The following is a 25,093-nucleotide window of genomic DNA, read 5'->3' as shown; positions in this document are numbered from 1 at the left end:
TCATTTGACATTATGTCAAGTTTCTTTTTATTTTGACTGAAGCTCAATTATTGGCGCAATGAAAAAAAAGAAAGGATTAAAATCCTTTCATTAATTCTTACGATAAATGCGTACATAATCAATATCCAAATATGCCGGAAGTATTTTTGAACTCGCACAATCCGGCCAATCAGACCCGCAGATTCCGCTCCATGCACCCATACCAAATTTCATCGGAACGGTTGGATATAATTGTTTGGAAGTCTTCTTTAAATTACCATCAACATACCATTTTAATGTAGAGTTATCCCATTCAAATGTATATACATGAAATCCAGTATTCCAAGTTGTGCCAGTTACCTGCGTCACATCATACGCAGGTTTATTTAGAGTGTTAGAATAAACCTGAATGAAATATGCTATTGTTGGTCGTTTTCCAATGTTTTCAACAATTACTATTTCGGGTGGCCATTTACCGTCCGACTTATAAAGCCCGATGTATCCGTCTGCGCCAAATCCCTGTGGCATTTTTGCTCTGATTTCCCATCTTCCTTGTGTTAATTTTCCGGTTACTGAATTAAGATTATCAACACCCCCACCAATATATTTTCTTCCATTAGATGGATTCATTGCTATACCCAAATGAAGTTGACCATTGCTTACTTTCACCATATTTGAGTGGAATAATGTATCAGAAGTAGCTCCAGACTGGTTACCGCCATACACTCTCCAATCAGAACTTAATGTATTTCCATTAAACTCATCGCTCCAGAAAAGAGTATAAGAACCCGAAGGTTTTAGAGTTGGATTAGGCGTTGGTTCTTGAGTTGGGGTTGGGGTTGGGGTAGATGTTGCAGTTAGTGTAGAGGCTGCTGTTTTCAAACCCAAATTCACGTCATCCACCCATAGTGTGCCTGGACCATAGAGCCTGAATTCGACCCTCACATAGGCAGTCTTCGAAGGTGCAATACCTTGAACTTTAAGCTGGGTCCAATTTGTTGTGCCTCTTATAGATCCAGATGACTCCCTGCCGCCTAAATACCCCAAGGATGCATCCCAGAAGTTGATAACAAGCTTTCCATACTGGGTGACGCTGTTAGTCTTCATCCAGACAGACGCATCATATTCATTGCCAGCTTTTCCGGATATCTTATCCGTCTTGCTCAACCATCGTACATATGATCCCACAGGTTGGCTTGAGACTATTTTGCTTGAACGAGTTCCAGTGTGTGCTGCATCAGTAGCCCAGGTAAAAGCGCCGTTCCCGTGGGAAAAATAGTCAACTGCAGGATCATTTTCAAAACCGGGGTTAGGTGCAAGATTGAATAATGGACTGAATGCTGGAGTTGGAGTAGGAGTTGGAGTAGATGCTGGAGTAGATGCTGGAGTAGATGCTGGAGTAGATGCTGGAGTCAGTGCAGGTGTTGGAGCTGGTGTGGAGGTGGCCGTTTTCAAACCCAAATTCACGTCATCCACCCATAATGTGCCGGGACCATAGAGCCTGAATTCGACCCTCACAAAGGCAGTCTTCGAAGGTGCAATACCCTGAACTGCAAGCTGTGTCCAATCTGTGGTGCCTCTTATAGATCCAGATGACTCGGTGCCCCCTAAATAATTCAAGGATGCGTCCCAGAAGTTAATAACAAGCTTTCCATACTGGACGACACTTATTGACTTCATCCAGACAGATGCAGAATATTCACTCCCGGCCTGTCCTGATGTCTTATCAGTTTTGCCCATCCATCGCGCATATGATCCCGTGGGTTGGATGGAGACTATTTTAGTTGATCGACTTCCAGTGTGTGCTGCATCGTTGGCCCAGGTAAAAGTGCCTTTTCCGTAGGTAAAATAGTCAACTAAGGGATCAGTTTCAAAACCGGAGTTGGGTGCAAGATTGGTTGATGGGCTGGTTACGGTCATATTTAATGTAGCTGCCGAAGATATTAATATAGAAAGAAAGAGTAGAATTAAAATTACGTATACTCTTTCTATACGCCCAATCTTTTGTAATTTTATTATTTTATTTTTTATCTTGTTCATAATGATAACCATAATGTAATACAACCTCACTTTTTAAAATAAACAATATTATTTATATACCTACCTATGCTAATTATTATTATGATGAGAAGCTAAATTATTGCATGATAATTTTCAGATGAATTATATTTGGATTTTGAAAAGAATTTGATACAGGGATTATAGAATCATAAAAGATTGATGAACGTTAGTAAAATTCCAATCACCTCATGATTAGTATCACAATCAGTTAAAATATTTATACGAAGTAGATAAGTTTATATAAGACAAAGTACAATCTGAAACTATGCGTGTGGTACGGGAAAATAAAAGAGATAGTCTATTATTATAATATTTGACCCAAAAAGAAGTGAGACAAGAATGTCATTGATAGATAAATATGGTATAGAAAAAAGAATAAGTATTGTTATTCCTACTTTAAATGAGGGCCCGAACATAAAAAATGTTTTTTCCAATATTCCTGAATTTGTTGACGAAATACTGGTCGTTGATGGGAACTCGACAGATGGAACAAGGGAAGAGATAAAGAAATACAGAAAAGATGCGAAGATCATTATTGAAAATAGACGCGGAAAAGGTCAAGCACTTAAAACTGGTTTCGAGAATGTATCCGGGGATATAGTTGTAATCATGGACGCGGATGGAAGCCACGACACAAGAGAAATGCCAGGGCTGCTGGAACCAGTACTGGATGGTTATGATGTCTCACACGGGTCACGTTTGATTCCGGGTGGGGGTTCGGCTGATTTCACACCTTTCAGGAGATTCGGGAATAATATTTTCGTGAGCCTTGTTAACTATATGTATGGGTCACAGTACTCGGACCTTTGCTATGGGTACCGGGCATTCAAGAAAGAGGCAATACAAAAAATGAAGTGCACTTCGAAAGGTTTTGAGATAGAGACTGAACAATCTATACGTGTTATAAAAGCAGGGCTTAAGGTCAAGGAAATACCCTCTTTCGAAGCGCACAGAATGAATGGAAATTCAAATCTAAATACATTCAGGGATGGATGGAAAATACTTGATGTAATAGTAAAAGAATATATCAAAGATTAATGTGAAATAATAAAAAAATAAATTATAAATGAAAAATCACCCTTTTTTGATTCTCCTCATATTGCTGACCGCAGCAGGGGGCACAGGTGCTTATCTTACAATCACAAAGCTCAAGCTGGATAAGGCCGATGACATCCAATTTCACACAACCAGGTTCTATGTCAAGAACGAAAGCCAGATTGTTTCTGGAAAACCCGTAGACTTCAGGATAATACTTGATAACCATGAAGCAAAAAGCATAGAATATAAGTTAAAAGTCAGGATCGCAGGAGAAGAGATATATTCGAAAGATATCCCACTTCCAGCCAATGAGACATTTAATCAGACTATCACGATCACACCAAAGACGGCAAATGGATACCTGAGGTTTGAGTTCCGGATCATGAAAAACAATGAGACATACAGGACGCGGGTATTTCAGGTATCGCCTATTATTGATAACAGTATAGCCCAGGATTTATCTAATGAATCGAAAAAAGAAGAATCAAAGTACAATTTGGAAAAAAATGGAGACCTTCTTACTTACATCTTCAATTCAGGAGAAAAACTTATACTTAAGAATTCTGGCGGAAAAGTGAATATAGGAGATGCAGTTTATACCAGTGCTAAAAAGAATGAAATCCAGGTCTTCGTTGGGGAATCATACGAACGTTTGATCCCTGACTTAGCGAACTTCTTGCTTCCTGTCCTGCTGGAAGTTAAGGATGTAAAAATTAAGGTAAATGAAAGCTATAAATTACAGAATGGTTATTCTGTTAATCTCCTGTCCATAGAAGATAAGATGACAAGGGTGAATATCATGCAGGATGGCAGAGTGGTCAGGGATTTCAAAAGTACTGAGAACTCAACAATGGAATATTGGATGAAATTGAAGTACTTTGGGAGAATAGACGATTTCAAGAAACAAAAAGCAATACTGATCAAAACCACGAAGGTCAACATGAGTGATGTAACCGTGGATATAAAACAGTATGGTGACCAGAAATCTATTGTTATAGGTAACACATATAGCGAATTCCGGGTCACGGATATTACGAGCGATACTATCGTCATGAAGAATACTGACGCAATAACAATAGAGCCAGGAAGAGAGATAATGCTCATGAAAGGGGCGATAAGGATTAAGGTGTGATCATGAACATTAATATTGATTTTTGTGGGCTCAGGCTTTTCATTTTGCATTAACCCATAGGTGCAGCTGACGATAAGGCAAGGTGAAATTATCTTCCCTGAACAACAAGAACTCAAGCTTGAGGTTACTACCTGTTTTGTCAGGTACAAAAGTTACATTTTCTTCCCATGTTTCATTATGAGCCAGCATAAACGATGTATCTGTCAATACTTCTTTGTCAAGCGCTACCTCAATTGTATAATTAATAGGAATATACTCGTGGTTCACCACGCCGACAAGAATTCTTGAGGGAGAATTAGATTTTAGCTCTGTCGGATAATTCTGCGCTTTTCCTGATGGTTCAAGAATATAAAATTCAGTAAATCTTTCTCCGATAATGGGAGTTGTAATCACGAAATAGAACATGCCTGCGGCAAAGGTAACGGATAATACAAGAATAATAATAATAATGGTGTCTCTTTTGCTCTTAGGGGAATTGATCTCATTGTTGATTATCACATAAACCCTGTGGAATGTAACCGAGAACCGCTCTTCTGGAGGCAATCTTTCCCTCCTGTATACTGCTATTATCACCAGGGCTATTGTATATGATGAAAGCGAGAGAAGGATGGGGATAAGGCTTATCCCGAAGGTGAAATTGAGCAGCAAACCCATGATAGGTACTACTGCTATACTGAGACCAAAACTCAAGGCGACTCTCTCCACCTCTTCAAGGTCTTGCCTTTTTGGATATAATGCTGCAGCAAGCACATAACCTGGAATAAAAAGTACCATGGGAATCCCCAGTACCGTTCTTAAAGGTGTTTCACTTAACATGGGGTCCTGGACAAATATAAGAGTCAGTACAGTCCAAATAAATATTAATATAAGATCAAAAGAGGGTTTTTCGGGTGCTTTCATTCAGAACAAATCCTTAATCAGGGGATCGAACAACAACAACACTCAACATAATTACTGATTAATAAACTCTTTGGGTACACCCATTTATCAGGAATAGGATTATATTTGATATTAAGGGCCGGGCTTTTTTCTTCTTAATTTCCCGATCAATGTTTTCAGACGGCTCTTACTTGCATTCTTAATTTTTAGCCGAAGATAACCCCTCTTTGAATTAATAACCATCTTAAATACCGTATTTTCAGGACAGGCATCAAGATAATTCTTTATCTCTCCTGCTACAGTCTCTTTATTAACTCCTGTGTACTCTATACTCATGCACTATCTGTAACAATCGGAATTATTATATATCTATCCTTCAAATCATGCAATACTTTTAACTAAAATCAAGGCTTAATACGATAATCTTCAAAATGGAAAGAAAATATGGTACTGGATAAACTTGGGGGCTCGCTTCAGGATGCCCTTAAAAAATTAGTCGGCGCAGGCCGGATCGATGAAAAGTTAGTGGATGATGTAGTCAGGGATATTCAGCGCGCCATGCTGCAGGCGGATGTGAATGTAAAGCATGTAATGGCGCTGTCCCAGAAAATAAAGCAGCGCTCACTCAAGGAAGAACCGCCAAGCGGTATGAATCCAAGAGAGCATGTGATACGCATCGTTTACCAGGAATTGATAAATATCCTTGGAAAAAGCGCAAACGTCAAGCTTGCGCCCCAGACAATAATGATGGTGGGGCTCCAGGGAAGCGGAAAAACCACAACGACTGCTAAACTTGCCCGCTATTTCCAGAGAAAAGGACTGAAAGCTGCTGTCATATGCGCAGATAATTTCAGGCTTGGAGCTTATGACCAGTTAAAGACTTTGTGTGAAAGGAGCGGCGTTTTTTTCTATGGGGAAAAAGATGTGAAAGATGCTGTTGGTATTGTACAGCGCGGCCTCAAAGCAATTGAAAAATTCGATGTCAAGATAATAGATACTGCGGGACGGCATGCCCTTGAAACAGACCTTATTAAGGAAATGGAGAATATTCACCAGGCTGCAAAACCGGATCACAAGTTCCTTGTTCTTGATGCGGCCATGGGTCAGCTTGCAAGCGATCAGGCAAAAGCTTTCAATTCATCTATCGGGATAACCGGTGTTATCATAACAAAGCTTGACGGAACAGCCAAAGGTGGAGGCGCTTTATCCGCGGTTTCCGATACGGATTCATCTATTGCTTTTATCGGGGTTGGTGAAACTCCCGATGACCTTGAGAGGTTTGAAGCTGACAGGTTCATTTCACGCCTCCTTGGAATGGGGGATCTCAAATCCCTGCTTGAAAAAGCCGAGGAGACCCTGAAAGCAGAAGATTTTGACATGGAATCAATGCTCAGCGGGAAATTCACTCTTAAAGATATGTACAAGCAGATGGAAGCAGTGAACAAAATGGGCCCACTTAAGCAGGTCATGTCCATGATACCGCTGGGAAAACTGGGAATGAAGGTCTCGGATGATATGTTCGCCGTTACCCAGGAAAAAATGAAAAAGTACAAGTATATCATGGATTCCATGACCGACAAAGAGCTTGAAGACCCGAAACACATCAACAGCCCAAGGATCACACGGATAGCGCGGGGGTCGGGAACGAAATATGATGAGGTAAGGGAACTTCTGAAATACCACAAAATGATGCAAAAGACCATGAAAGGTATGGGTGGCGGCGGAAAATTCAACATGCAGAAAATGATGAAAAAATTTGGAATGTGATGTCCACAATTTTGATTATGATAATATGATCATGGAAAATATTTATAAGGAATGAGATTTATATTGTTAATGGGGCAGCGGCATCGCATCCATCCCCTCCGATGTTTCCGCAACGCCCCCTTTATCTCCGATAATGGAAAAATCCTGCTAATTTAATAGGAACTTCCATGCAGGGATTATTTCGATATCTTCAACAACCCCTTCCTTTTCAAGGTCGATTATTATGGCTTTTTTGATCCTGCCTTTAAATTCTTCCCTGAATTTTCTTATCTGCTTTATATCTTTTTCAGTTTTCTTGACCTCTATTGCTATCAGTTTATCATTATCTGGAATTACGAAATCAATTTCAAAACCATTTCTATAAAAGAATTTTGCATCGGTCTGTGTGGCAATAATATTTTCCAGTAAAAATGGAAATATCCTGTCCATGTCCTGATTAAAAGCGAATGCAATATTCGGGGTAGATAAATATACCTTTTTCATTTTCCGAAGACTTGCCATCGGGCTTCCACGATAGTTGAAAACAAATCTTATCAATAAACCGAATTCCAGATATTCGAAGTAATTTGCAATAGTTCTCTGGTCTTTTCCGAGATTCTTGGAAATTTCCCTGAAATTTACGATCATTCCAGGATTTTTTCCCAATAGATATATCAAATTTTTAAGAAGTTCCACATCTTTGATTTCAAACTCTCCAGGCAGATCTTTATAGATTATTCGCTCTATAATATTATTTAAAATATATTTTCTTGCGAATTCCTCATCATCTTCATTGACAAGCTCAGGGAACATGCCGTATTTCATATACCTGTAGAAAAGCGGGAGAATTTCACGCTTCCAGATATCCGGATTTTCCTTTATTTTGGTAACATCCTTCCCATTCATTTCAAGAAATTCGGGAAATGAAAGCGGTTTCAGGAGAAAATCCAGTACTCTTCCCGCAAGACTTTCACTTGATTTTTTTCGTAATGCAACTGAAGCTGAGCCTGAAGTGAAGAACTTGATGTTCGGATACAGGTCATAGTATGTTTTGAGCTTGTTCTCCCAGTCAGGTATTTTTTGTATTTCATCAAGAAAGATATAAATGCTTTCCCTTGTTTCGTCAAAAGTCCTGTTCAGGATGATTTTCTGGTAGCTCTCAAGCACATTTTTCAGGTCAAAAGCTATCTCGTCAAAAGAGAAATATAAAACGTTCTTCGGATTTGTTTTTGTTAAAAGGTCTGAAATTAGCTGTAACATCAGGGTTGTTTTACCAACTCTTCTTAAGCCCCATATCAGGATGATCTGCTTTTTATCCAGGTATTTTGTTATTTCAAAATAGGTCTTTCTCCTGAATTCCTTCAACAATCCTGCCCTGACCTGTCCTGTTTTCCACCATGGATTAAATCTTTCGAGGTCTTCGAATTGCATGAATTACAGTATGATGTTATAGATATTTAAATTTAATTACATCCTGATGTTATAAAAATTGATTTTTTATGACATTTCAATGTCTTTGTTTTGGATTTTTAAAACTTTTCTTTATCTTCTATTTGAAAAACCACAGAGAGCACAGAGTACACAGAGAAAAGCGACAAAGCTCGGTGCTCTCTGAGTACTCTGTGGTTGATAATCTTCTTTTCGGAAAACTATGATCGGATTTTTTACCCCACCCTCGTCCCTTCCTTCACCTCTTTCTCCGGCATCAGCAGCACTGCGCCCTCAACATCCGCGGCAAGCACCATCCCGCGCGATTCCACTCCGAAAAGCTTTGCCGACTTCATATTTGCCATCACAACGACCAGCTGCCCCACAAGTTCGCAAGGACATGGGATTTTGCGATCCCGGCAACTATCTGGCACTTCTTGCAGATATCAATTTCCAGTTTCAAGAGTTTATCAAAATCCTTGATGGTCAAAGCGCCTTGCTTTTCCTTAGCAGTCATAACATCCTTTTAAGATGGTGTCAGAACACTTATCTCCGGCACTTTTTTGAAATCTCCATCGTTTGTTGCTATCTGAGTTATTCCGTGAGTTCTCATCACAGAAACATGCAGGGCATCCCGTGTCAATAATTTGTACTCTCTGCAAATATTCATAACAAGATTGAAATCCATGGGAGTATCCAGTACCGTGATATTCATGGATAATATCTTATTCAAAGCATCCCAGCACGTTGTCAGTTCATAGATTTTTTCTGTCTTCCATATATTTCTGTTTGAATGCCACATAGAGAAATATATTGGCATCAATATATACATTTGTCCCTTTTACAATCCGGAGAAAAGACAATTAATACCACCCTTTAGATTCTATGAGCTCTTCAGCTTCTGCTTCTTTGAGTTCAATTATGCCAGCAAGTTCATCAACCGGATCGGAAGATGCTTCAACAATCAATTTCTTATTGATCACTGTCATCCTGATTTCCTCTCCTGATCTAAGACCCAGCATTTCAAGGATCTTATCCGGGATTTCGATATGTTTATTTCGGGTTATCTTGCTATGAGCGACTTCCATGTTTTATCTCTTTAATTAATGGACAGAATGGTTATTAAACTTTAGTACAATTTGTATTTCATCAAGTCCATCTTTTCATCTGCCAGTTTTGAATAGAAACACAAAATAATCGTTCAAAAGGCTAGGCAAAAATTGCATATAAGCAGGAAATAAAACGTATTTTATTTATTCACTTATTTTTCAAGTATTGCCTTGAATTTCAAGTTTCTTAAGTTTCTGGAGAAACCTTTTCCGTTCTATATCGGCCATGAAATTCCTGATAGTAAGCTTACCTCACCCTCGTCCCTTCCTTCACCTCTTTCTCAGGCATCAGCAGCACCGCACCTTCAACATCCGCGGCAAGCACCATCCCGCGCGATTCCACGCCAAAGAGCTTTGCAGGCTTCATATTTGCCATCACAACGACCTGCCTGCCCACAAGCTCTGAGGGATCATGGGATTTTGCGATCCCTGCAACGATCTGGCGCTTCTCGCCAATATCCACTTCCAGTTTCAGCAGTTTATCCGAACCCTTGATGGGCTCTGCAGACAATACTTTCCCGACCCTGATATCAAGTTTCTGGAACTCTTCATATGTTATCTCGGTCTTTTCTTCCTTTGCTTCTTCTTCGTGCTTTTTCTCTTTTGACATTGCAATCTTTATCCTTTTATCAAGGATGGCTTCCATTTCCTTGATCTTTTTATCTTCAATTTTTGTGAATAATATCTCAGGTACTTTTAATTCCCCTGCAGGTATCTCGATTAGCGCATCTTCAAACCGTGCGCTGTGAACATCACCCGGAATCCTGAGCTGTTTCCATGCCTTTTCCATATTTCCCGGAAGGGTAGGCTCAAACAACAGGATGAGCGCCTTTCCTATCTGGAGGCAGTTCTTAACAACACGGGCACATTCATCTTTATCTGTCTTTATGAGCGCCCAGGGCTCTCTTGACTGGAAATACGAGTTTCCGTATGCAGCAAGTTCCATCATTGCATCGGTGGCTTTTTTGAACTCATATTCATCAAGAGCCGCAACCACGGTTTCAATAGTCACCTTTATTTTTTCAAGAATTTCTTTATCTACTTTCCCATCCGGGACAGCGCCGAAATTCTTCTGGGCAAAATGCTGCGTCCTGTGCAGGAAATTACCAAGCGCTCCCACAAGTTCGTTGTTGACCTTATCCTGGAACACTTTCCATGAGAAATTTAATTCTTTTGTATGGGATGTGTAATTTGCAATATAATACCGCAAAAGGTCGGGATGGAAACCATGATCAAGGTAATCCTCATCCACCCATACTACATACCCGCGGCTCTTTGAAAATTTCTTATCATCTATTTTCAGCATGCCTGAAGCAACAACAGCCCACGGCGGTGTATAACCTGCTCCTTTTAGCATCGCAGGCCAGAATATGCAGTGATGGTATGTGATATCCTCTCCTATGAAGTGAATTATGCGCGAATCACGCCGCCAGTACTTTTCCCAGTCGCCGCCTGTTTTTTTTGCCCATTCCTCTGTGAACGAGATGTAACCTATTGGCGCATCCACCCATACATACACAACCAGGTCTTCATGACCAGGGAAACGGACGCCCCATTCGAGATTTCTCGTGATGCACCAGTCCTTCAATTCCTTTGCCCATTCTTTTGCATAATTGATGGCATTGGATGTACCCCCGAGCGTTTTAAGGTAATCCGAAAGGAAGCCTCCAAAAGACGAAAGCTTGAAAAAGAAATGCTCCTGCTCGCGGTATTCTGCAGGATTCCCGCATATGCGGCATTTAGCATTCTTGATCTCACCGGGTTCAAGATGTTTTCCGCATCCCTGGTCGCATTCGTCACCGCGTGCTGGTTTTGCGCAATAAGGGCATATCCCTTCAACATACCTGTCAGGAAGGAATCGCTCATCATACGGGCAATAGGCAAGTCTTATGACCCGGGGATAGACATACCCCCTGTCGATCAGCGCTTCCACAATGCTGTTCGTTCTTGCATGATTTGTGGGTGAATCGGTATTACCGAAGATACTGAATTCCACTTCCATCGCTTTGAAAATACTCTCAAAATGCTTATGGTATTTATTAACAAGTTCTGTTGGAGTTATCTTTAGCTCCTCTGCATTTACCACGATCGGAGTACCATGGGCATCAGAACCGCATACGAATACTGCCTCTTGTCCCTGTTTCCTGAGTGACCGTACAAAAATATCACCCGGTACATAAGTACGCAGGTGCCCGATATGGCATTTGCCGTTAGCATAAGGAAGCCCACACGTAACAAGAACAGGTTTATCAGATGGAAAGTTTGACATGGGTGCTACATGGGATTTCTTTATAAAATATGTTTCTGTAAAAATTATTTTATTCCCTGTACCTTGATACTCACCGTTGAATCAGCTATACTTTTCAGTTCATCCTCCGGAATATTGAAATTCTCGATAATTGCCTTTGCTGTCGGGTCATTTGCCATTAACTCTATCGGATATTTTGTCTCATCGATTATCCTGACATCTTTGAATCCTGCGTCTTTGATTGTTTTTATGTATTCGTCCTTCTTGATCGCACCTGAAAGACATCCGATATACGATTCAACTGAATTCTTAATGACCTCAGGAAGTTCTTTGTGCAATACAATATCAGAAACCATTAACCTGCATCCAGGTTTCAAGACTCTGAAAGCCTCTTTAAAAACCTGCTCTTTATCAGGAGACAGATTGATTACGCAATTGGATATGACAGCATCAACAGAATTATCCGCAGCAGGCAGGTTTTCGATCTCACCAAGCCTGAATTCCACATTCGTGTAATTCCCATTCCGGGCGTTTTCCCGTGCTTTTTCTAACATCTCAGGAGTCATATCAACACCTATGACTTTCCCGCTGGCTCCTACTTTTTTTGCTGCAAGGAAACAATCAAACCCTGCGCCAGAACCCAGGTCAAGAACAATTTCACCAGGCTTAAGTGTTGCCAGAGCTACCGGATTCCCGCATCCAAGCCCCAGATTTGCGCCTTCAGGAACGGATTCAATTTCATCTTTTCCATAGCCTATTTTCTGGCTTATTTCTACTGCGCGCCCTTCGCTTCCGCAGCAGGAAGTTGCAGGTGAACAGCATGATTTCCCTTTTGTCGCAATTTTTGCATAGCCTTCCCGAACATTCTTTTTTATATCTTCTTCTTTCAAATTGATCTCTCCTTTTTCATTTTAGAGTACATCTTTTATCAATGGCCCAAGCATGTCTTTTACTATTTCCGCAAGTTCTTCAGCCTTGATCAAAGTAAGACAGCTTATCTTCCCGTCCTTTTCCCAGCTTACAACCGCCAGTTTATCACCCGCATGGATATTTGCCCTTTCCCTGATCTCTTTCGGCAGCACCATTTGTCCGCGCTCATCAACGCTTATCATGGATTCCACCTTACAACAGCTTGACCTGGCATCGCCAGCATCGGATCCGCAGCAAGATTCGTTTTTATCTTTTTGGGTCATTTTTATCCTCACTGTAAGAGGGATTTCTGAATATTTATACTTTGCTGATTAATCAGAAAAATCTGAGTTAGTGGAAAAAAATGAACATCAGCGAATACCGATATATTTGCGCAGATCAGCTATCCCCACTTTCTTTGTCAGATTATCGACCCATGTCGAGTTCAACTCCCAGCCCAGGTCTAATTGCGAATAATAGTAGAGAGTTCCAAGAAGCCCTGTTGCCTCAAGACGCCGGGATGAGTTCACCACTTTTATCTGGGGAAAGTACCTCACAGTTCCAAGCCTGCCTATCCGCCTGCTGAAATCAACGTCCTCGAGCAGGACGTTATGGTATCCCCCACATTTAAAATATACACTACGCCGGACTATTGTATTGAATCCTGGTAAAGTCACTGAATTCAATTTATCCCGCAATGAAAAATATTCATTTGCAACACCTTCTGCGAATTTTATTTTCTTTGATCGTTCTGAAAATTTAAAACCAGTTGAAAATGCAATGAGATCAGGATTGGTTTTGAATGCTTCGTATATGTAGGCCAGAAAATATCCCGGGATAATGGTATCTGCATCAATGAATACAAAATATCTGCTATTATCATTTGAATTTATAGCGCCAAAATGCCTCGTTGCCCCGATTCCAGGTTCCTCACACCGGAGCACAATGTCCGTGTATCTCTTTGCGATATCCAGGCTTCCATCAGTGCTCCCATTATCAACCACTATCAGCTCGTAAGGGGTGTTTGTGTTCTGGTTAACAATCGAATCAAGCGTTGGCTCGAGGTATTTGGCTTCATTAAGGACTGGAACGATAACTGAAATTTCCGGAGCTATTTTATCCATAATTTTCTCCAAATATTAGAGATTTCATATAGTTAAATGTTATTAAACTTGCCCATTTATAATTAAGAGAATATTCAGGAGTTCCTGAGTGAAAAGAAGCAAAAAATAATATCTGTACTCAAAACTAAGACACAACAGAAAAATATATACATAATCATAAGTATTATTAATGGAGGTTATAAAATGTCAGGATGTAATCCAATAACGTATAATAACGTGCCACCAGATGTATTTACATGCATGAAAAAAAAACTTGAGGGCGCTGGAATTCATGTCCCGCCCGGAAACAGTGGCGACATGGAGGGCAGCGGTGTTAAAGCACATTTTGAATGGGATGGAATAAAAAATCTAAAGATAACGATAATAGACAAACCATTTATAGTAAGTTGTGGCTACGTAATCGGAAAAATAACTGATTTTGTGCATGAATGTCACGGTAACGCATAAAATTGGATTTTGAATTATTTTTATTTTTTTTTGCAGTATATTACGCTTATCAGTTCATATTCAATGAAAAAAAGAAGCCAAGGTCCGGAGTCGAACCGGATTGGAATCGCTCTGCAGGCGATTGCGTGGCCGTTCCGCCACCTTGGCAGGGGAGTAACGCTACATATTCATAATAGATAATAAGATTATCGTAATAGGCAATAATTCATATATTGTATCTGATAATATGTTATTAAATGGATAAAATGGAAGTGGGAAAAAAGAATCCGCCAATATACATTGCCCATCGGGACATTATGTTTGCAACGAATGTCATGCAAGCGATTCGATCAAGATAATTACACAATTCTGCCTTTCTTCAAACTCAAAGAATCCCATGGAAATGGCCAAAACCATTATGAAACATCCGGTAATGCCCATGCACGGGCCTGAACACCATGCCATGATAGCCGCTGTGCTTGTTACAGCATATAAGAACATGACAGGGAAAGCGACGGATGAAGACATAAAGGAGGCTATACGCCGCAGCGCCACTGTTCCTGGCGGCTATTGCGGCCTTTACGGGGCAGATGCGGCAGCAATAGCAACGGGTATTGCACTCTCTACGATAATGAAGGCCACTCCTCTATCTGATTATGAACGCCGGACTGCAAATTAAATGACTTCCCGTGCGCTTGCCGCCATAGCCGTGAACAGCGGTGTAAGGTGCTGCAAACGCAGTACATATGCAGCTATTGAATCGGCTTTACAGTATTTCAAAGAAGTCCTTGGAGTAGAGCTTGATCACATCCCCGTTCAAGACTTAAATGTGAGCACAGTCACAGGAATAAGCAGTGTTCTTATGCTGATTGCAGGTATTTTGCGGGTAAGCGATAAATCAGATCATTGAATAATATATAATAATTTAAATATTAAAATATCGGCGCCGATATTTCAGGATATATGAGGAATTTTGAAAATTTGAAACCGCGGATGAACACAGATAAACGCAGATGTGAAATCCCATTGCTGCGCGCCAATATAGCATTTAAATGGTCATTGGCTTTGCGCGCTGGTATGAAAATATCAAACAATCATAATCCGTGAATTTCGTGTGCTTTTTTCCAATTCTTTTTCATGATTGGTTTGTTCGCGCTTGTTTCGCCATTTGATGGCTCACCTGAAAAATGGCAGAATTTTTCGGGATAGTTGGGGTCGCTAAACTCATTCCATTTTTTAAATGCATCATAACTAAAAGGCTTATCGATATTGAATGGAATTTCAATGCCTGTCCTAATACAGTAACCTGTCTTTTTACTTTTATTGTTTGTTTGCTTAGTATTATTTGTTTTATTCTCTGTCGGATTATTAGAATGTGCTATTTTAGGCCCACCAAAGTCGAAGCGTTGACTTGTTTGGTTTATGTAGTCAACCTCTTTCATTGCATCTTCAAAAAGTTGTTTGTCAACAGAGTCATTTTTGTCAATGAGAACACCCATCTCTTTGTTGTTAGCCATTGAAAACGCATATAGGTTCAATGAGGTGATTACCATCTTGTCATCATTGACATAGCATTTAGCATGCAAATCTTCGTTGAATTTTAGAATTACAAAACGAAGTTCTTGTAAAAACTTCATTTCATCCGGATTCAATGCTTGTTTTCCAAAAATTACTGTTGTTATCTTGTCTTTACTGTTACGATAAGTCAGTAATTCTTTAAAGTCTTTAGAAAGTTTTAGATAGGGAGAAACAAGAATAAGTTTTTCACCTGCATTTTTTATCAGGTCTTCAATTTCTGAAACCGCTTTTCTAGTATTTATGAATTTTGCCATATTCCTTCTTCGATTTAAAGCTTTTTTCATTCATATACTTTTCTAAATTCTTCGCCTTGTTCCACTTCCAGCCTCATATAAACCCACAAAATTTATAGTTGTTCTTTCCTTACTTATTTCTTAAGAGATATTGCGGTTATTCAATAACTGATTATAGGAGATAGTATGGAAGACATGAAATTCATATATTTTATTCCTTCAATGCTCTCATGAACCTTTTCTTTATTTCATTAGCAGAAAAAGGTATCTCTTTACATTTGGCATTCACTGGTTTTACGATTACATGAATGAATTGTGCTTTGCGCCTCAGGGCTTCGCTTAGATCATCCTGAGAATGCGCTTTTACTGTATCGTTTATTCCGCTTGCTTTTGCCAGCAGTTCAAGGTCGATCAGGCTTTGCGTGCATGTCTCCTGGTTCCCGGTTGAGCCGTATGATGCATTGTCAATAGAAATAATTGTCAGGTTTGTAGTTGGATATTCCCCGATGCTTATCAGTGCATTCGGATTCATAAGCAGGCTTCCATCTCCGTCAATCACATATACATGCCTTTTTTGATTAATTGCAAGACCCAGGCCTATCGATGAAACAAGCCCCATTGAACCAAGCATGTAAAAATTAAGTTCCCTGTCCCTTATCTCAAATAATTCCTTTGATGGGATACCCAGGTTGGAGACGATTATATCTTCATCTTCATCAATCGTTTCCACAATGGTCCTGATCGCTTCGTATCTTGTTAAAACCGGTTTTTTTATGGTTACACTGAATACCAGTTCAATGTTCCTGCTGCATATATCCATGGGTTCGGGAATTTCGCATGTTGAACCCTCCCAGATAGCAGGAGACATCAAAATAACATGCGGATGAGAGTTATTGAAGGATTCTTTGATCGCTTCATCCAGTCGTTCGATTTCTTTTAGTGATTCTATGATCGTAAACTTAATTCCTGAAGCTGCCAGGATCTCAGGCAACCTCCTCCCAAGCTGCCACTGAGCTTCTATCGATTCTTTATAAACACCGCGCCAGCTTGTGATTATCGGAAGAGGGATTCTGTATGTAAGATTAAGTGAAAGAAGAGCATTTATCATGTTGCCGATGCCGGTGCTCTGGATGACCATAACAGGCCGCCCCCATCCAAGATAAACACCTGCGCATATCCCTGCACCATTCTCTTCCCGCGTGAGAGGAAGTGTTTTTATGTTCCGGGCAATAAGCGGAAGCAGCGCCTTGATCCGGTCACATGGGAGTGTAGCTGCAATATCGATCCTGTTTTGTTTAAGTATATCGACGACTTTCTGTTCCGGAGTATCTGCATTCATTTGCTTTTATCTGCGATTTTTATGTTAATCCAATATTAAATTATCTCTTCCAGGGGAACATTCGCATTCTCGGCATATGCAGATGGTTCGATCTTATAAAGTTTATGATCCTGCTCAACGCGTTTTACTCCGCCGCCTGTGATATTTAACACGATATAATCATCCTTTTTCACTTTTCCGGCATCTACTGCTTCGATCAATGAGGCAACTGCAACTCCTGCCGGCGGGAAGATATCAATGCCTTCAAGATCTTCAAATAATGTTACACCATTCTTCGCAGCATCGTTGGATATCGCATACATACTGCCATTCGTTGCACACAACGCATCATATACGCCTCCTGGTACTGAATATGGCGGTTCCCTGTTAGAGAGGATATCGGCATACATCTCATGAATGAGTTTTTTGGGCTCAGGCATATCAATATCTTTTATAATATCGCGCCGCCCTGCTTCCCATGCATTGTACATGGGTACAAATGGAAGGTTCTGAGAAAGGTGAAGTTGCGGGAGCGCCGTACCAAATCTTCCGTCTTCAAGCAGCCTGAGTGCTGCTTCCCATGCTGCTATTCCTCCTGTTCCGCTTCCTATTGCCTGGAAATAATGATCCGGAATCCGTTTCATAAAAATCGATGCATCAAGCATCACTGTTCCCATACCGTCTCTTCGTGCCACGTTCCTTGCACCGCCTTCAGCCTGCATACCCGGAGCGGCGGAAAGTCTTTCTGCAAGGTGAATAGAGTCTGTATAATCGCATTTATTACCCATTTGTATAAAATGAATTGAATCCGTGGGCTCTTCCGGCAGCCACATTCTTGATATTCCGCTTCCGGGCACCACGATGTAAACATTTACGCCTGTCATTGCAGACACATGGGCAAAAGCCCGCGCCGTATTCCCGGCAGAAGCAAGGACAAGGGATTTACCTGAGTTCTTGAATTTTGATAGCGTTGGAAAAGCTTCCAGCTCCTTGAAGCTGCATGTTTTTATGTTTGCTCCCCTTTCAGGCCAGTAGCCGTTGAAACCGATGAAAAGATTCTTCAGGCCAAGATATTGTGCAAGTTCTGTGCTCCTGTATGTTACCGGGCCTGAATCAGTGGTGATGAGTTCATTAACAGGCAGCCAGTCATGGAATTTTCCTATTCCGGGAGCATCTTTTAATTCAAGTTTTTTGTTCCTGTAATTTGTGCGCAGCAGGCCATTGTCGGAATCACATTTGAGCCGATCGTTAAAATAAGCAGTTTTGCAGCCTGTACATACAAGATCGTATTTCTGGTTCTCAGGTATTGTGATGGCAGGATTCTGGTCTAAAATGCTCCCACGGCACACGGTTTCACTTATTGTCATAATTAATAGTTTCAATCAATGAGTATATAGTTTTATCCATTGGATGCACAGAATTGCCCGTAATGGGACATTATTTTTTATAAAAAATACGATTGTCCAATCATTATATACTTATACCAATTATACCATCTATCATGCCTGAACCACTTAATTTGTAAAAAGGCACCGCGATTACTTTCGGAGATGAAAGTCCAAGCGAATATGTAATATTTTTTAACATATCGGATTTCCCTGCTTCAATACTCAGGAAAATGAAATCAGCGATCTTTTCAGCATCTTTACTTGAACAAGAACATCCGTTCAGCTTGCCCTTTTTTATCATATTGAACTCAGGCTGGCTCTTTGTGAATTCAAGCCCAAGTTTGCGGATATTTTCCAATGATGTCTCAAATGCAGGAACATAGAATTTTCCACCATGTTTATCTTCTTTGCCAAAAATATTCATGATAAAACCTGTGATGCTTCCTGCTGCATCTCTTGAATTGATTTTGATATCTGCGTCAAAAACCCAGAAAGGCAAATATATTTTCTCAGTATCCATATTTTTATTCGGAATTGCAAAATCAATATTCACAGGAACAATTTCGTCTTTTTCATTGATAAGTTCAAAACCTGAATCGCAATTGCCGCAATAATATACTACGTCTCTGGTATCTGCATTTAGAAGATATCCGCATTTTTTGCATTTTAAAGGTATAAGTCTTAATCCTGAATGCTCAGTCATTATCTCATCCCGGTGTATTTATCAAAACCAATTTCTTTTAATGAATTGAAGGTCTCCTGAAGACCCTTTGCTTTCAATCCTGTTGTCTTTCCTTCAATTACCTCACCACCATACCTGAATTTACTGAAACCAAAGATTATCAATGCAATACCTGCTATTGCACCCGCAATTATTAATTCGTTTGATCCCTCAGAAAATAGCCGAAGCGATGTCGTAAGTATGAGATTCCCTATCATCAGGCTTGCGATGAACATACTAACCCTGTAAATGGTGCTGCCGGGTGCACGCCCATACAGAAGCTTGTTGTGAAGACCGTCAATTACAAGCTGGTAATTCCTGTCTTTGAATTTATACCTGACAATCCAGAGAGGATAATAAATAACAGATAACTTTTTCCCTATAGAATGAAGTTTCTGGAAAGTAACTTCATCTATATCCACACTTCTTTTTGCCTGGCCTAACATCCAGTTTTCTGACTCTAAAACGGCGTCTGTTCTTGAATGCATTGGTTCAAACACCATTCCCTGTTTTTCAACTGTTGAGATATCAAAGGGTTCAAGGTTCCCGGAAATCCCTGAATTGTCTATTTCTTCAACGCCAAATTCAGAAACATCGCAGGCCGCTTTATTCCAGATATATTCTTTCATGATCATGCGTTCAACCGGTTCTTTTCGTGTAGTAGTGTGCATATTACCTTTATTGTCCCGGTGTGTCTCATGATGTATCTTATTCCCGAAAATCCAGCCGCATACCTGGCCGATGGATCTCCAGAATGGCAGATGGACAAGGAATATCTCAGTGAACTCAGCTCCAGTTTTCAGTTTCCTATCCTTGTCGAATTTACCGAACCAGTTTTTTGCCACGGCTTTTGTATCAGTTTCATTGACCTTGCTTTTTACATAATATTGTATGACGCCCTCATCTCCCATTACAAGAAGAGGTATCTCACAATACGTACATTTAAGGACGTTATTTCCTTCCTTGAGCTCAACTGTCCCCCCACAGCCAGGACACATTAGCCCCTTTATTATTTCATGCTTGCCTGAATCCATTTTCATACCCTCTCAGCAACGAATACTGCTGCGATAACAACAATTATTGCAGTTATTATGTATGCTCCCAGTACTTGCGGGAAATCCATTGACATACCTTCAAGGAAAAATATTATTGCGGCTCCACCTCCAACGAGAAAATAAGGCATCTCCTGTTTGGATGGGTATTCCGAAGCCATGATCTTGCCTGACGAGCCATCCACTATGGCTGTATATGCATTGTTTTTGTAGTTATAATGAAAAATATAAAGCGGTATATGGACAAGAGCGCTCTGGGTGATATTGGACACATCTACGGCTTCTTTTTTCAGCCATTCCACTGCTGACGAGTACAACACAGTGGGATCTTTTATGGCCGGGTTACCTGCATCTTCCTGTCCATAGAACCGGAAATCTCCGGCAGGGATAACCATTGTTCTTATTCCGGGCAATGGGGCAGGTAATGCGGGTTGTATCTTTATGGCCTCCTTTTCCCCCTGTTTTATCTTGAAATACCATATCGGGAAATATACAAATTCCTTCCCTGATATCGCTGCTTCCTTATCCAGACCTTTCACAGTAGAACTTCCCGCCATCCAGCGCCGAAGTGATGCTGCGGCTGCAACCTCATCAATAGTGGATTTTAGCATATAATGGAATACAATTTTGCTTTTATCAATGTAAATGGCAGATGAACAATATTCACAAGTTAAAAATGTCTGGCCTTCTATGGCTTTGACATCTGCACCGCATTGAGGACATTTTATTTCCATTATTGCCTTCCTATTCTATCTTTGTGCCGCATGATGGACAGAACTTAACCCCTGGTGCAAGTTCAGCATTGCATTTCGGGCAATTTGAGATAATCTTATATCCGCAGCCAGGGCAGAATTTTGAACCAGCCGGGATATCTGCTTTGCATTTCGGGCATGATATGCCCCCTCCGATCTTATTTCCGCAATTAGTGCAGAATTTAGAACCGGAAGGTAAGTCAGCGCCGCATGAGGGGCATTTTATTCCATTTGGACGTGCTTGCTGTTGCTGTTGCGGCTGCATAGTTTGTCCCATCTGGGAAGCCATCATCATTCCCATTCCCATGCCGGCCCCCAGGCCGACTCCAGCCCCTGCCCCGGCGCCTGCTGCCCCACCTTCCTGTTTTGCAGCATCCCGCATGGCACTTCCAGCCTGGAAAGCAATAAATGCTTCCTTCTGTCTCTGGTCTGTTAAGCCCAGTGCGCCTATGCCAGAGCGCGTATCAACGGCTTTTTGAACTTCTTCGGGGAGATTAATGTTAAGTTCTGCTATACGCATGACCTTTAGCCCGTACTCAGCTACGTTTGTCTCAACCTTTGAAAGCAGCATCTGTTCGATCTCTTCAAGATTTGCAGGTATATCTAAGACTGATAATTGTTTTTTAGATTTGAGCTCACCGAGAGTATCATTGAGCTGCATGATAATTTCGCCTTTTAGCCAGCTCACTACCTGGTCGCTGTCGCTGAATCCTTTTGTCCCCACAAACTGGGTAATGAACTGTATGGGGTTAACAACTTTATAAGCGAACTGCCCGAAAATCCTAAGCCTGACAATTCCGAAATCCTGGTCTCTGAATACCATTGGCTCGGCACTTCCGAATTTACTTCTCAGTTCCCTGCGCTGGACGTAATATGCTTCAGCTACAGGCTGGGTACCAGTTACTATTCTCTGGAGTTCTGTAAGTACAGGAATATTAAGTGTTGAGAGCCCGAACCTGCCCGGGCGATCAAGTACTGTCAGTATTTTCCCATCCCTGAGGAAAACCGCATACTCATCTTCCCTGACAACCACATTATCATTCCAGATAAGGTTCCTTGGTATCCTGAATATTACATTTTCGCCTTTTGCAGCATCATCCCACATGAAAGTGGTCGATCCAAGTATACTTCCACCTGAACCAGCTGTTGTGGGGGTTTTTTTATCAAATAACATCTAACTTACCTCCAGTCCTGTAATTATAGAAATCCTCTTATCGAATATTAAATTAAAATCCTTCAATGCCTTTTTTATATCTTTCATTTTCTGCCCTGCTGTGCCGTCAGAGATTATTATGGAACTATTGAGTTCGTCTGCTGTTTTCCCGATGGATTCTATTGTTTGAAGAAGCGAGAGATCCCATTCATACATTTTATTAAGCTCTTCTTCTTTTATCCGGATATCTGCTGATACCCCTGAATATCCCTGCTCTGTATGCCTTATCTTATTTTCTATCTGCCTTGATAATTTCAATACATCGCCCATATCCGAAATGAGCGCAAGTTCCAGGGCTCTTGTCAGCTCTTCCCTGCAATTCTCGAATTTTTTATTTATCTCACCCATTCGCCTGGCAAGCTGTTGCCTTAGCAGGCTGTCTGCGGCCCGCAAATCCTCACGCTTGCGGTATCCTTTAAAACCGGGTATGAAAAGCTCGATCTTTTTTAATAGTCCCCTATCATCTTCAACTCGTGTTCGAAGGTCTGTCATTTTTTCACCCTTTTAAAATTGTATAATGTTTTCCAAAATTTAGGGGGACAATTATTTCATTGTAATTAAATCTTTTTATTAATAAAATACATGATCATGAAAAATATTTTTAGATTATAGTTTAATTATATTATCTTGATTTATATTTACTGCATTGTCGCAGGAACTCATCGAATGAATTAGAAGCCGGATGCGTATGCATATAACTTGCCATTGTATTATGTTCTATTAAACCATCCCGCCCTTCAATAATCCCTTTTCCCCTGCGTAATCGATACACAAGGCGTGCATCCCTGTCGCATTCCGTTATGGAATAATGGAACTCATGTCCCCGTATTAATTTGCCTTTTTTCGCGATCGGAGAATCCATAATAGCTTCAGCTTCGGTATAACCTAAGCCCTGGAGCTTTCCTGTCATCCTTGAACTTGCGCCAAACACTCCTGCCATTTTATAAGCCTTATCGGTTTTGAGACTGTTACAAAGATATAGAAGCGCGCCGCACTCGCCATATATGGGCATCCCATCTTCTGCTGCTTTTTTTATTTCATGGCGTGTGCCTGAGGCTTCAAGCTCCTTGGCAAATAATTCAGGATACCCTCCTCCAAGATAGATGCCATCAACATCCGGCAGCCTATCGCTCATCGGACTGAAAAAGATAAGTTCTGCTCCTGAAATTTTGAGGGAATCAAATGTATCCTGGTAATAGAAGCAGAATGCTCTGTCATTGGCGATGCCTATCTTTACATCGAATCTCACATTTGATTCCTTTAAATCAATATCATACGGTTTAAAATTCTCTGCTATTATTTTTACTGAATCCATATTGATATGCTGTTCAATAAAATTAGCACGCTCTGAAGTTTTCGGATGATTTTCACCGGACATATGAAGGCCAAGATGCCGTGACGGGATTGATAATTCTTTGTTTCCTGGAAGCGCGCCGATAACAGGAATTTTGATCCCTGCGCCATGCAGCGAATCCCTGATAAGCTTAATATGCCTGTCGCTTCCTGTATTATTGAGTATTATTCCCTGAATGCTGACACTGCGGTCAAATTCAGAGAAACCTTTTACAATAGCGGCGATACTTCGCGATACACCATGTGCATTAATAACAAGTAGAACCGGCACATCCAGGATTTTTGCAATATGGGCAGAACTTGCGATCTCGGTTGCATCGAGGCCATCAAATAAGCCCATGACACCTTCAATTATGCAATATTCAGCACCCCTGGATGCGCGCGCGAATGTTTCCAGTACACCTCTTTCTCCCATCATGAAGCTGTCAAGATTCCTTGATGGTCGGCCGCAAATCTGCGTATGATGCCCCGGGTCGATAAAATCAGGACCAACCTTGAAAGGCTGAACTTTGTGATTTTTGCCAAGGGCGGCCATAAGACCTGTTGCGACCGTGGTTTTTCCCACGCCACTGGCGGTCCCTGCGATCAATAGCGCCTTTGTTTTATCTACCATATTCTTTTTTTTCCTGGATAGACCATTATGAGCTTTCTTTATTTTTCAAAGTATTTAATTTCATGTTAAATATTGATATAATGAAGAAAGACAATCCTCTAACGTCCCATTTCCCACAAAATCTGGATGTATCCCACTTTTCCTCATAGCATCAGCAGTTTTTGGCCCGATCGCAATTGATCTTATTTTTTTAGCATTTTCAGATTTGAAACCTGAAAGCTCAAAGGATTTAGCGCTTGTGAAAATCACCGCATCAACATCGTTTAATACCTCCAGGATACTATTCCCGGCCGGCTCCAACCGATACGCTGGGGCTTCGATGATAATAGCGCCTTTTGATACTAATGATCCGGTCAATTCAGGATTCGGAACTTGTGCACGGGCGACGCCGATAGTCTTTCCTGAAATATCACCAAGATAATCTGCGAAATTATCGGATGAGAATTTTTCAATTACCTCACTTTTCAATCCGTATTCTTCCACTTTCTTTGCGGTTTTTGGCCCCACGCTTACGATTCTCACTTTTTTTCCCGGCTTTACCTTATCGAGAAGCTTTTCAACGCCAAGTGAGCTTGTGAAAATAAGAATATCTATCTTTTCTTTCGAGATCATATGGCATAACCTTAAAAGCGGCTCCGGGTCAGATGGGTCAGCCGCGCGCATCGTTGATAATATTACTGCTTCATGGCCATAGCTCCTGAATAGTTCATGAACACCTTCGGATTTTTCTTCAAGTTTAGTTACTGCGATTTTCACAAAGCTAAAATCACACTTGAAAACATAACCCTTTTGT

26 protein-coding genes and 1 pseudogene are annotated in these 25,093 nt (G+C 40.8%); 5 read left to right on the top strand and 22 right to left on the bottom strand.

Annotation, left to right across the window (positions count from 1 at the left end):
- Positions 1–90: 90 nt before the first annotated feature.
- A complete protein-coding gene (locus tag CL181_RS18280; protein ID WP_176505321.1) occupies positions 91–1,899 on the bottom strand; it encodes a family 16 glycosylhydrolase in 1,809 nt (602 codons plus the stop codon).
- Between the two features lie 480 nt (positions 1,900–2,379).
- On the opposite strand from CL181_RS18280, the gene CL181_RS18275 reads away from it, so the two are divergent.
- Together CL181_RS18275 and CL181_RS18270 are read left to right on the top strand one after the other, a co-directional pair.
- Complete coding sequence (locus tag CL181_RS18275; RefSeq protein WP_097300754.1) at positions 2,380–3,078, top strand: glycosyltransferase family 2 protein; 699 nt, start codon at positions 2,380–2,382, stop codon at positions 3,076–3,078.
- A gap of 28 nt (positions 3,079–3,106) precedes the next feature.
- Positions 3,107–4,210: a hypothetical protein gene (locus CL181_RS18270; protein WP_097300753.1), complete on the top strand. Its 1,104-nt coding sequence runs from the start codon at positions 3,107–3,109 to the stop codon at positions 4,208–4,210.
- Between the two features lie 39 nt (positions 4,211–4,249).
- Here the strand turns inward: CL181_RS18270 and CL181_RS18265 are convergent, their stop codons facing one another.
- Together CL181_RS18265 and CL181_RS18260 are read right to left on the bottom strand one after the other, a co-directional pair.
- Positions 4,250–5,110, bottom strand: coding sequence for a DUF1616 domain-containing protein (locus CL181_RS18265; RefSeq protein WP_097300752.1), 861 nt, complete (start codon positions 5,108–5,110; stop codon positions 4,250–4,252).
- Positions 5,111–5,221: 111 nt separating this feature from the next.
- Positions 5,222–5,425: a hypothetical protein gene (locus CL181_RS18260; protein ID WP_097300751.1), complete on the bottom strand. Its 204-nt coding sequence runs from the start codon at positions 5,423–5,425 to the stop codon at positions 5,222–5,224.
- Between the two features lie 108 nt (positions 5,426–5,533).
- Here CL181_RS18260 and CL181_RS18255 point away from each other — a divergent pair, with 108 nt between their 5' ends.
- The gene (locus tag CL181_RS18255; protein WP_097300750.1) at positions 5,534–6,856 is read left to right on the top strand and encodes a signal recognition particle protein Srp54; all 1,323 of its coding nucleotides are present in this window, start codon (positions 5,534–5,536) and stop codon (positions 6,854–6,856) included.
- A 147-nt stretch (positions 6,857–7,003) separates the two neighbouring features.
- Here CL181_RS18255 and CL181_RS18250 read toward each other — a convergent pair whose 3' ends face one another.
- The 9 genes from CL181_RS18250 to CL181_RS18215 all read right to left on the bottom strand — a co-directional run bounded on the left by CL181_RS18250 (position 7,004) and on the right by CL181_RS18215 (position 13,653).
- Positions 7,004–8,266 (bottom strand): ATP-binding protein, encoded by a 1,263-nt coding sequence (locus CL181_RS18250; RefSeq protein ID WP_097300749.1) that lies wholly within the window; start codon positions 8,264–8,266, stop codon positions 7,004–7,006.
- 233 nt (positions 8,267–8,499) lie between these two features.
- Positions 8,500–8,628: a hypothetical protein gene (locus tag CL181_RS21325; RefSeq protein WP_255251633.1), complete on the bottom strand. Its 129-nt coding sequence runs from the start codon at positions 8,626–8,628 to the stop codon at positions 8,500–8,502.
- Positions 8,628–8,780: a hypothetical protein gene (locus tag CL181_RS21320; protein ID WP_255251632.1), complete on the bottom strand. Its 153-nt coding sequence runs from the start codon at positions 8,778–8,780 to the stop codon at positions 8,628–8,630. Before CL181_RS21320 ends, CL181_RS21325 begins: the two co-directional genes overlap by 1 nt.
- Before the next feature lie 9 nt (positions 8,781–8,789).
- A complete protein-coding gene (locus CL181_RS18240; protein ID WP_176505320.1) occupies positions 8,790–9,065 on the bottom strand; it encodes a PIN domain-containing protein in 276 nt (91 codons plus the stop codon).
- Between the two features lie 61 nt (positions 9,066–9,126).
- A complete protein-coding gene (locus CL181_RS18235; RefSeq protein ID WP_097300747.1) occupies positions 9,127–9,351 on the bottom strand; it encodes a hypothetical protein in 225 nt (74 codons plus the stop codon).
- A 268-nt stretch (positions 9,352–9,619) separates the two neighbouring features.
- On the bottom strand, positions 9,620–11,641 hold the full coding sequence (gene metG, locus CL181_RS18230) for a methionine--tRNA ligase (RefSeq protein ID WP_097300746.1): 2,022 nt from the start codon (positions 11,639–11,641) through the stop codon (positions 9,620–9,622).
- A 44-nt stretch (positions 11,642–11,685) separates the two neighbouring features.
- Positions 11,686–12,510 carry an arsenite methyltransferase gene (locus tag CL181_RS18225; protein WP_097300745.1) on the bottom strand — a complete coding sequence of 275 codons (825 nt, stop codon included), beginning with the start codon at positions 12,508–12,510 and terminating at the stop codon, positions 11,686–11,688.
- A 21-nt stretch (positions 12,511–12,531) separates the two neighbouring features.
- Positions 12,532–12,813, bottom strand: coding sequence for an HgcAB-associated protein HgcC (hgcC, locus tag CL181_RS18220; RefSeq protein WP_097300744.1), 282 nt, complete (start codon positions 12,811–12,813; stop codon positions 12,532–12,534).
- Positions 12,814–12,900: 87 nt separating this feature from the next.
- Positions 12,901–13,653 carry a glycosyltransferase gene (locus CL181_RS18215; RefSeq protein ID WP_097300743.1) on the bottom strand — a complete coding sequence of 251 codons (753 nt, stop codon included), beginning with the start codon at positions 13,651–13,653 and terminating at the stop codon, positions 12,901–12,903.
- Between the two features lie 183 nt (positions 13,654–13,836).
- Between CL181_RS18215 and CL181_RS18210 the strand changes: the two genes are divergently transcribed.
- Entirely contained in the window at positions 13,837–14,100 is a 264-nt protein-coding gene (locus tag CL181_RS18210) for a hypothetical protein (protein ID WP_097300742.1), read from the top strand.
- A gap of 274 nt (positions 14,101–14,374) precedes the next feature.
- Positions 14,375–14,989, top strand: a pseudogene (locus CL181_RS21315) (DUF5714 domain-containing protein).
- A 184-nt stretch (positions 14,990–15,173) separates the two neighbouring features.
- Here the strand turns inward: CL181_RS21315 and CL181_RS18195 are convergent.
- The 10 genes from CL181_RS18195 to CL181_RS18150 form a co-directional block, all read right to left on the bottom strand.
- On the bottom strand, positions 15,174–15,911 hold the full coding sequence (locus CL181_RS18195) for a phospholipase D family protein (protein WP_097300769.1): 738 nt from the start codon (positions 15,909–15,911) through the stop codon (positions 15,174–15,176).
- 190 nt (positions 15,912–16,101) lie between these two features.
- A complete protein-coding gene (gene comE, locus CL181_RS18190) occupies positions 16,102–17,229 on the bottom strand; it encodes a sulfopyruvate decarboxylase subunit beta (protein WP_097300739.1) in 1,128 nt (375 codons plus the stop codon).
- Between the two features lie 35 nt (positions 17,230–17,264).
- Positions 17,265–18,575 (bottom strand): cysteate synthase, encoded by a 1,311-nt coding sequence (locus tag CL181_RS18185; protein ID WP_097300738.1) that lies wholly within the window; start codon positions 18,573–18,575, stop codon positions 17,265–17,267.
- Between the two features lie 103 nt (positions 18,576–18,678).
- On the bottom strand, positions 18,679–19,299 hold the full coding sequence (locus CL181_RS18180) for a hypothetical protein (RefSeq protein WP_097300737.1): 621 nt from the start codon (positions 19,297–19,299) through the stop codon (positions 18,679–18,681).
- Positions 19,299–20,357 (bottom strand): hypothetical protein, encoded by a 1,059-nt coding sequence (locus tag CL181_RS18175; RefSeq protein ID WP_097300736.1) that lies wholly within the window; start codon positions 20,355–20,357, stop codon positions 19,299–19,301. The genes CL181_RS18180 and CL181_RS18175 overlap by 1 nt, the downstream gene beginning before the upstream one ends.
- Positions 20,354–21,103 carry a hypothetical protein gene (locus CL181_RS18170; protein ID WP_097300735.1) on the bottom strand — a complete coding sequence of 250 codons (750 nt, stop codon included), beginning with the start codon at positions 21,101–21,103 and terminating at the stop codon, positions 20,354–20,356. The genes CL181_RS18175 and CL181_RS18170 overlap by 4 nt, the downstream gene beginning before the upstream one ends.
- A 10-nt stretch (positions 21,104–21,113) precedes the next feature.
- Positions 21,114–22,295, bottom strand: coding sequence for an SPFH domain-containing protein (locus CL181_RS18165; protein ID WP_097300734.1), 1,182 nt, complete (start codon positions 22,293–22,295; stop codon positions 21,114–21,116).
- A complete protein-coding gene (locus CL181_RS18160) occupies positions 22,296–22,826 on the bottom strand; it encodes a hypothetical protein (RefSeq protein WP_097300733.1) in 531 nt (176 codons plus the stop codon).
- Positions 22,827–22,956: 130 nt separating this feature from the next.
- Positions 22,957–24,300 carry a cobyrinate a,c-diamide synthase gene (locus tag CL181_RS18155; protein WP_097300732.1) on the bottom strand — a complete coding sequence of 448 codons (1,344 nt, stop codon included), beginning with the start codon at positions 24,298–24,300 and terminating at the stop codon, positions 22,957–22,959.
- 60 nt (positions 24,301–24,360) lie between these two features.
- A complete protein-coding gene (locus CL181_RS18150) occupies positions 24,361–25,056 on the bottom strand; it encodes a uroporphyrinogen-III synthase (protein WP_176505319.1) in 696 nt (231 codons plus the stop codon).
- Positions 25,057–25,093 lie beyond the last annotated feature (37 nt).

Source organism: Candidatus Methanoperedens sp. BLZ2, from assembly GCF_002487355.1.
Classification (GTDB): domain Archaea; phylum Halobacteriota; class Methanosarcinia; order Methanosarcinales; family Methanoperedenaceae; genus Methanoperedens.
This window is presented reverse-complemented; position numbering and strand designations above follow the sequence as displayed.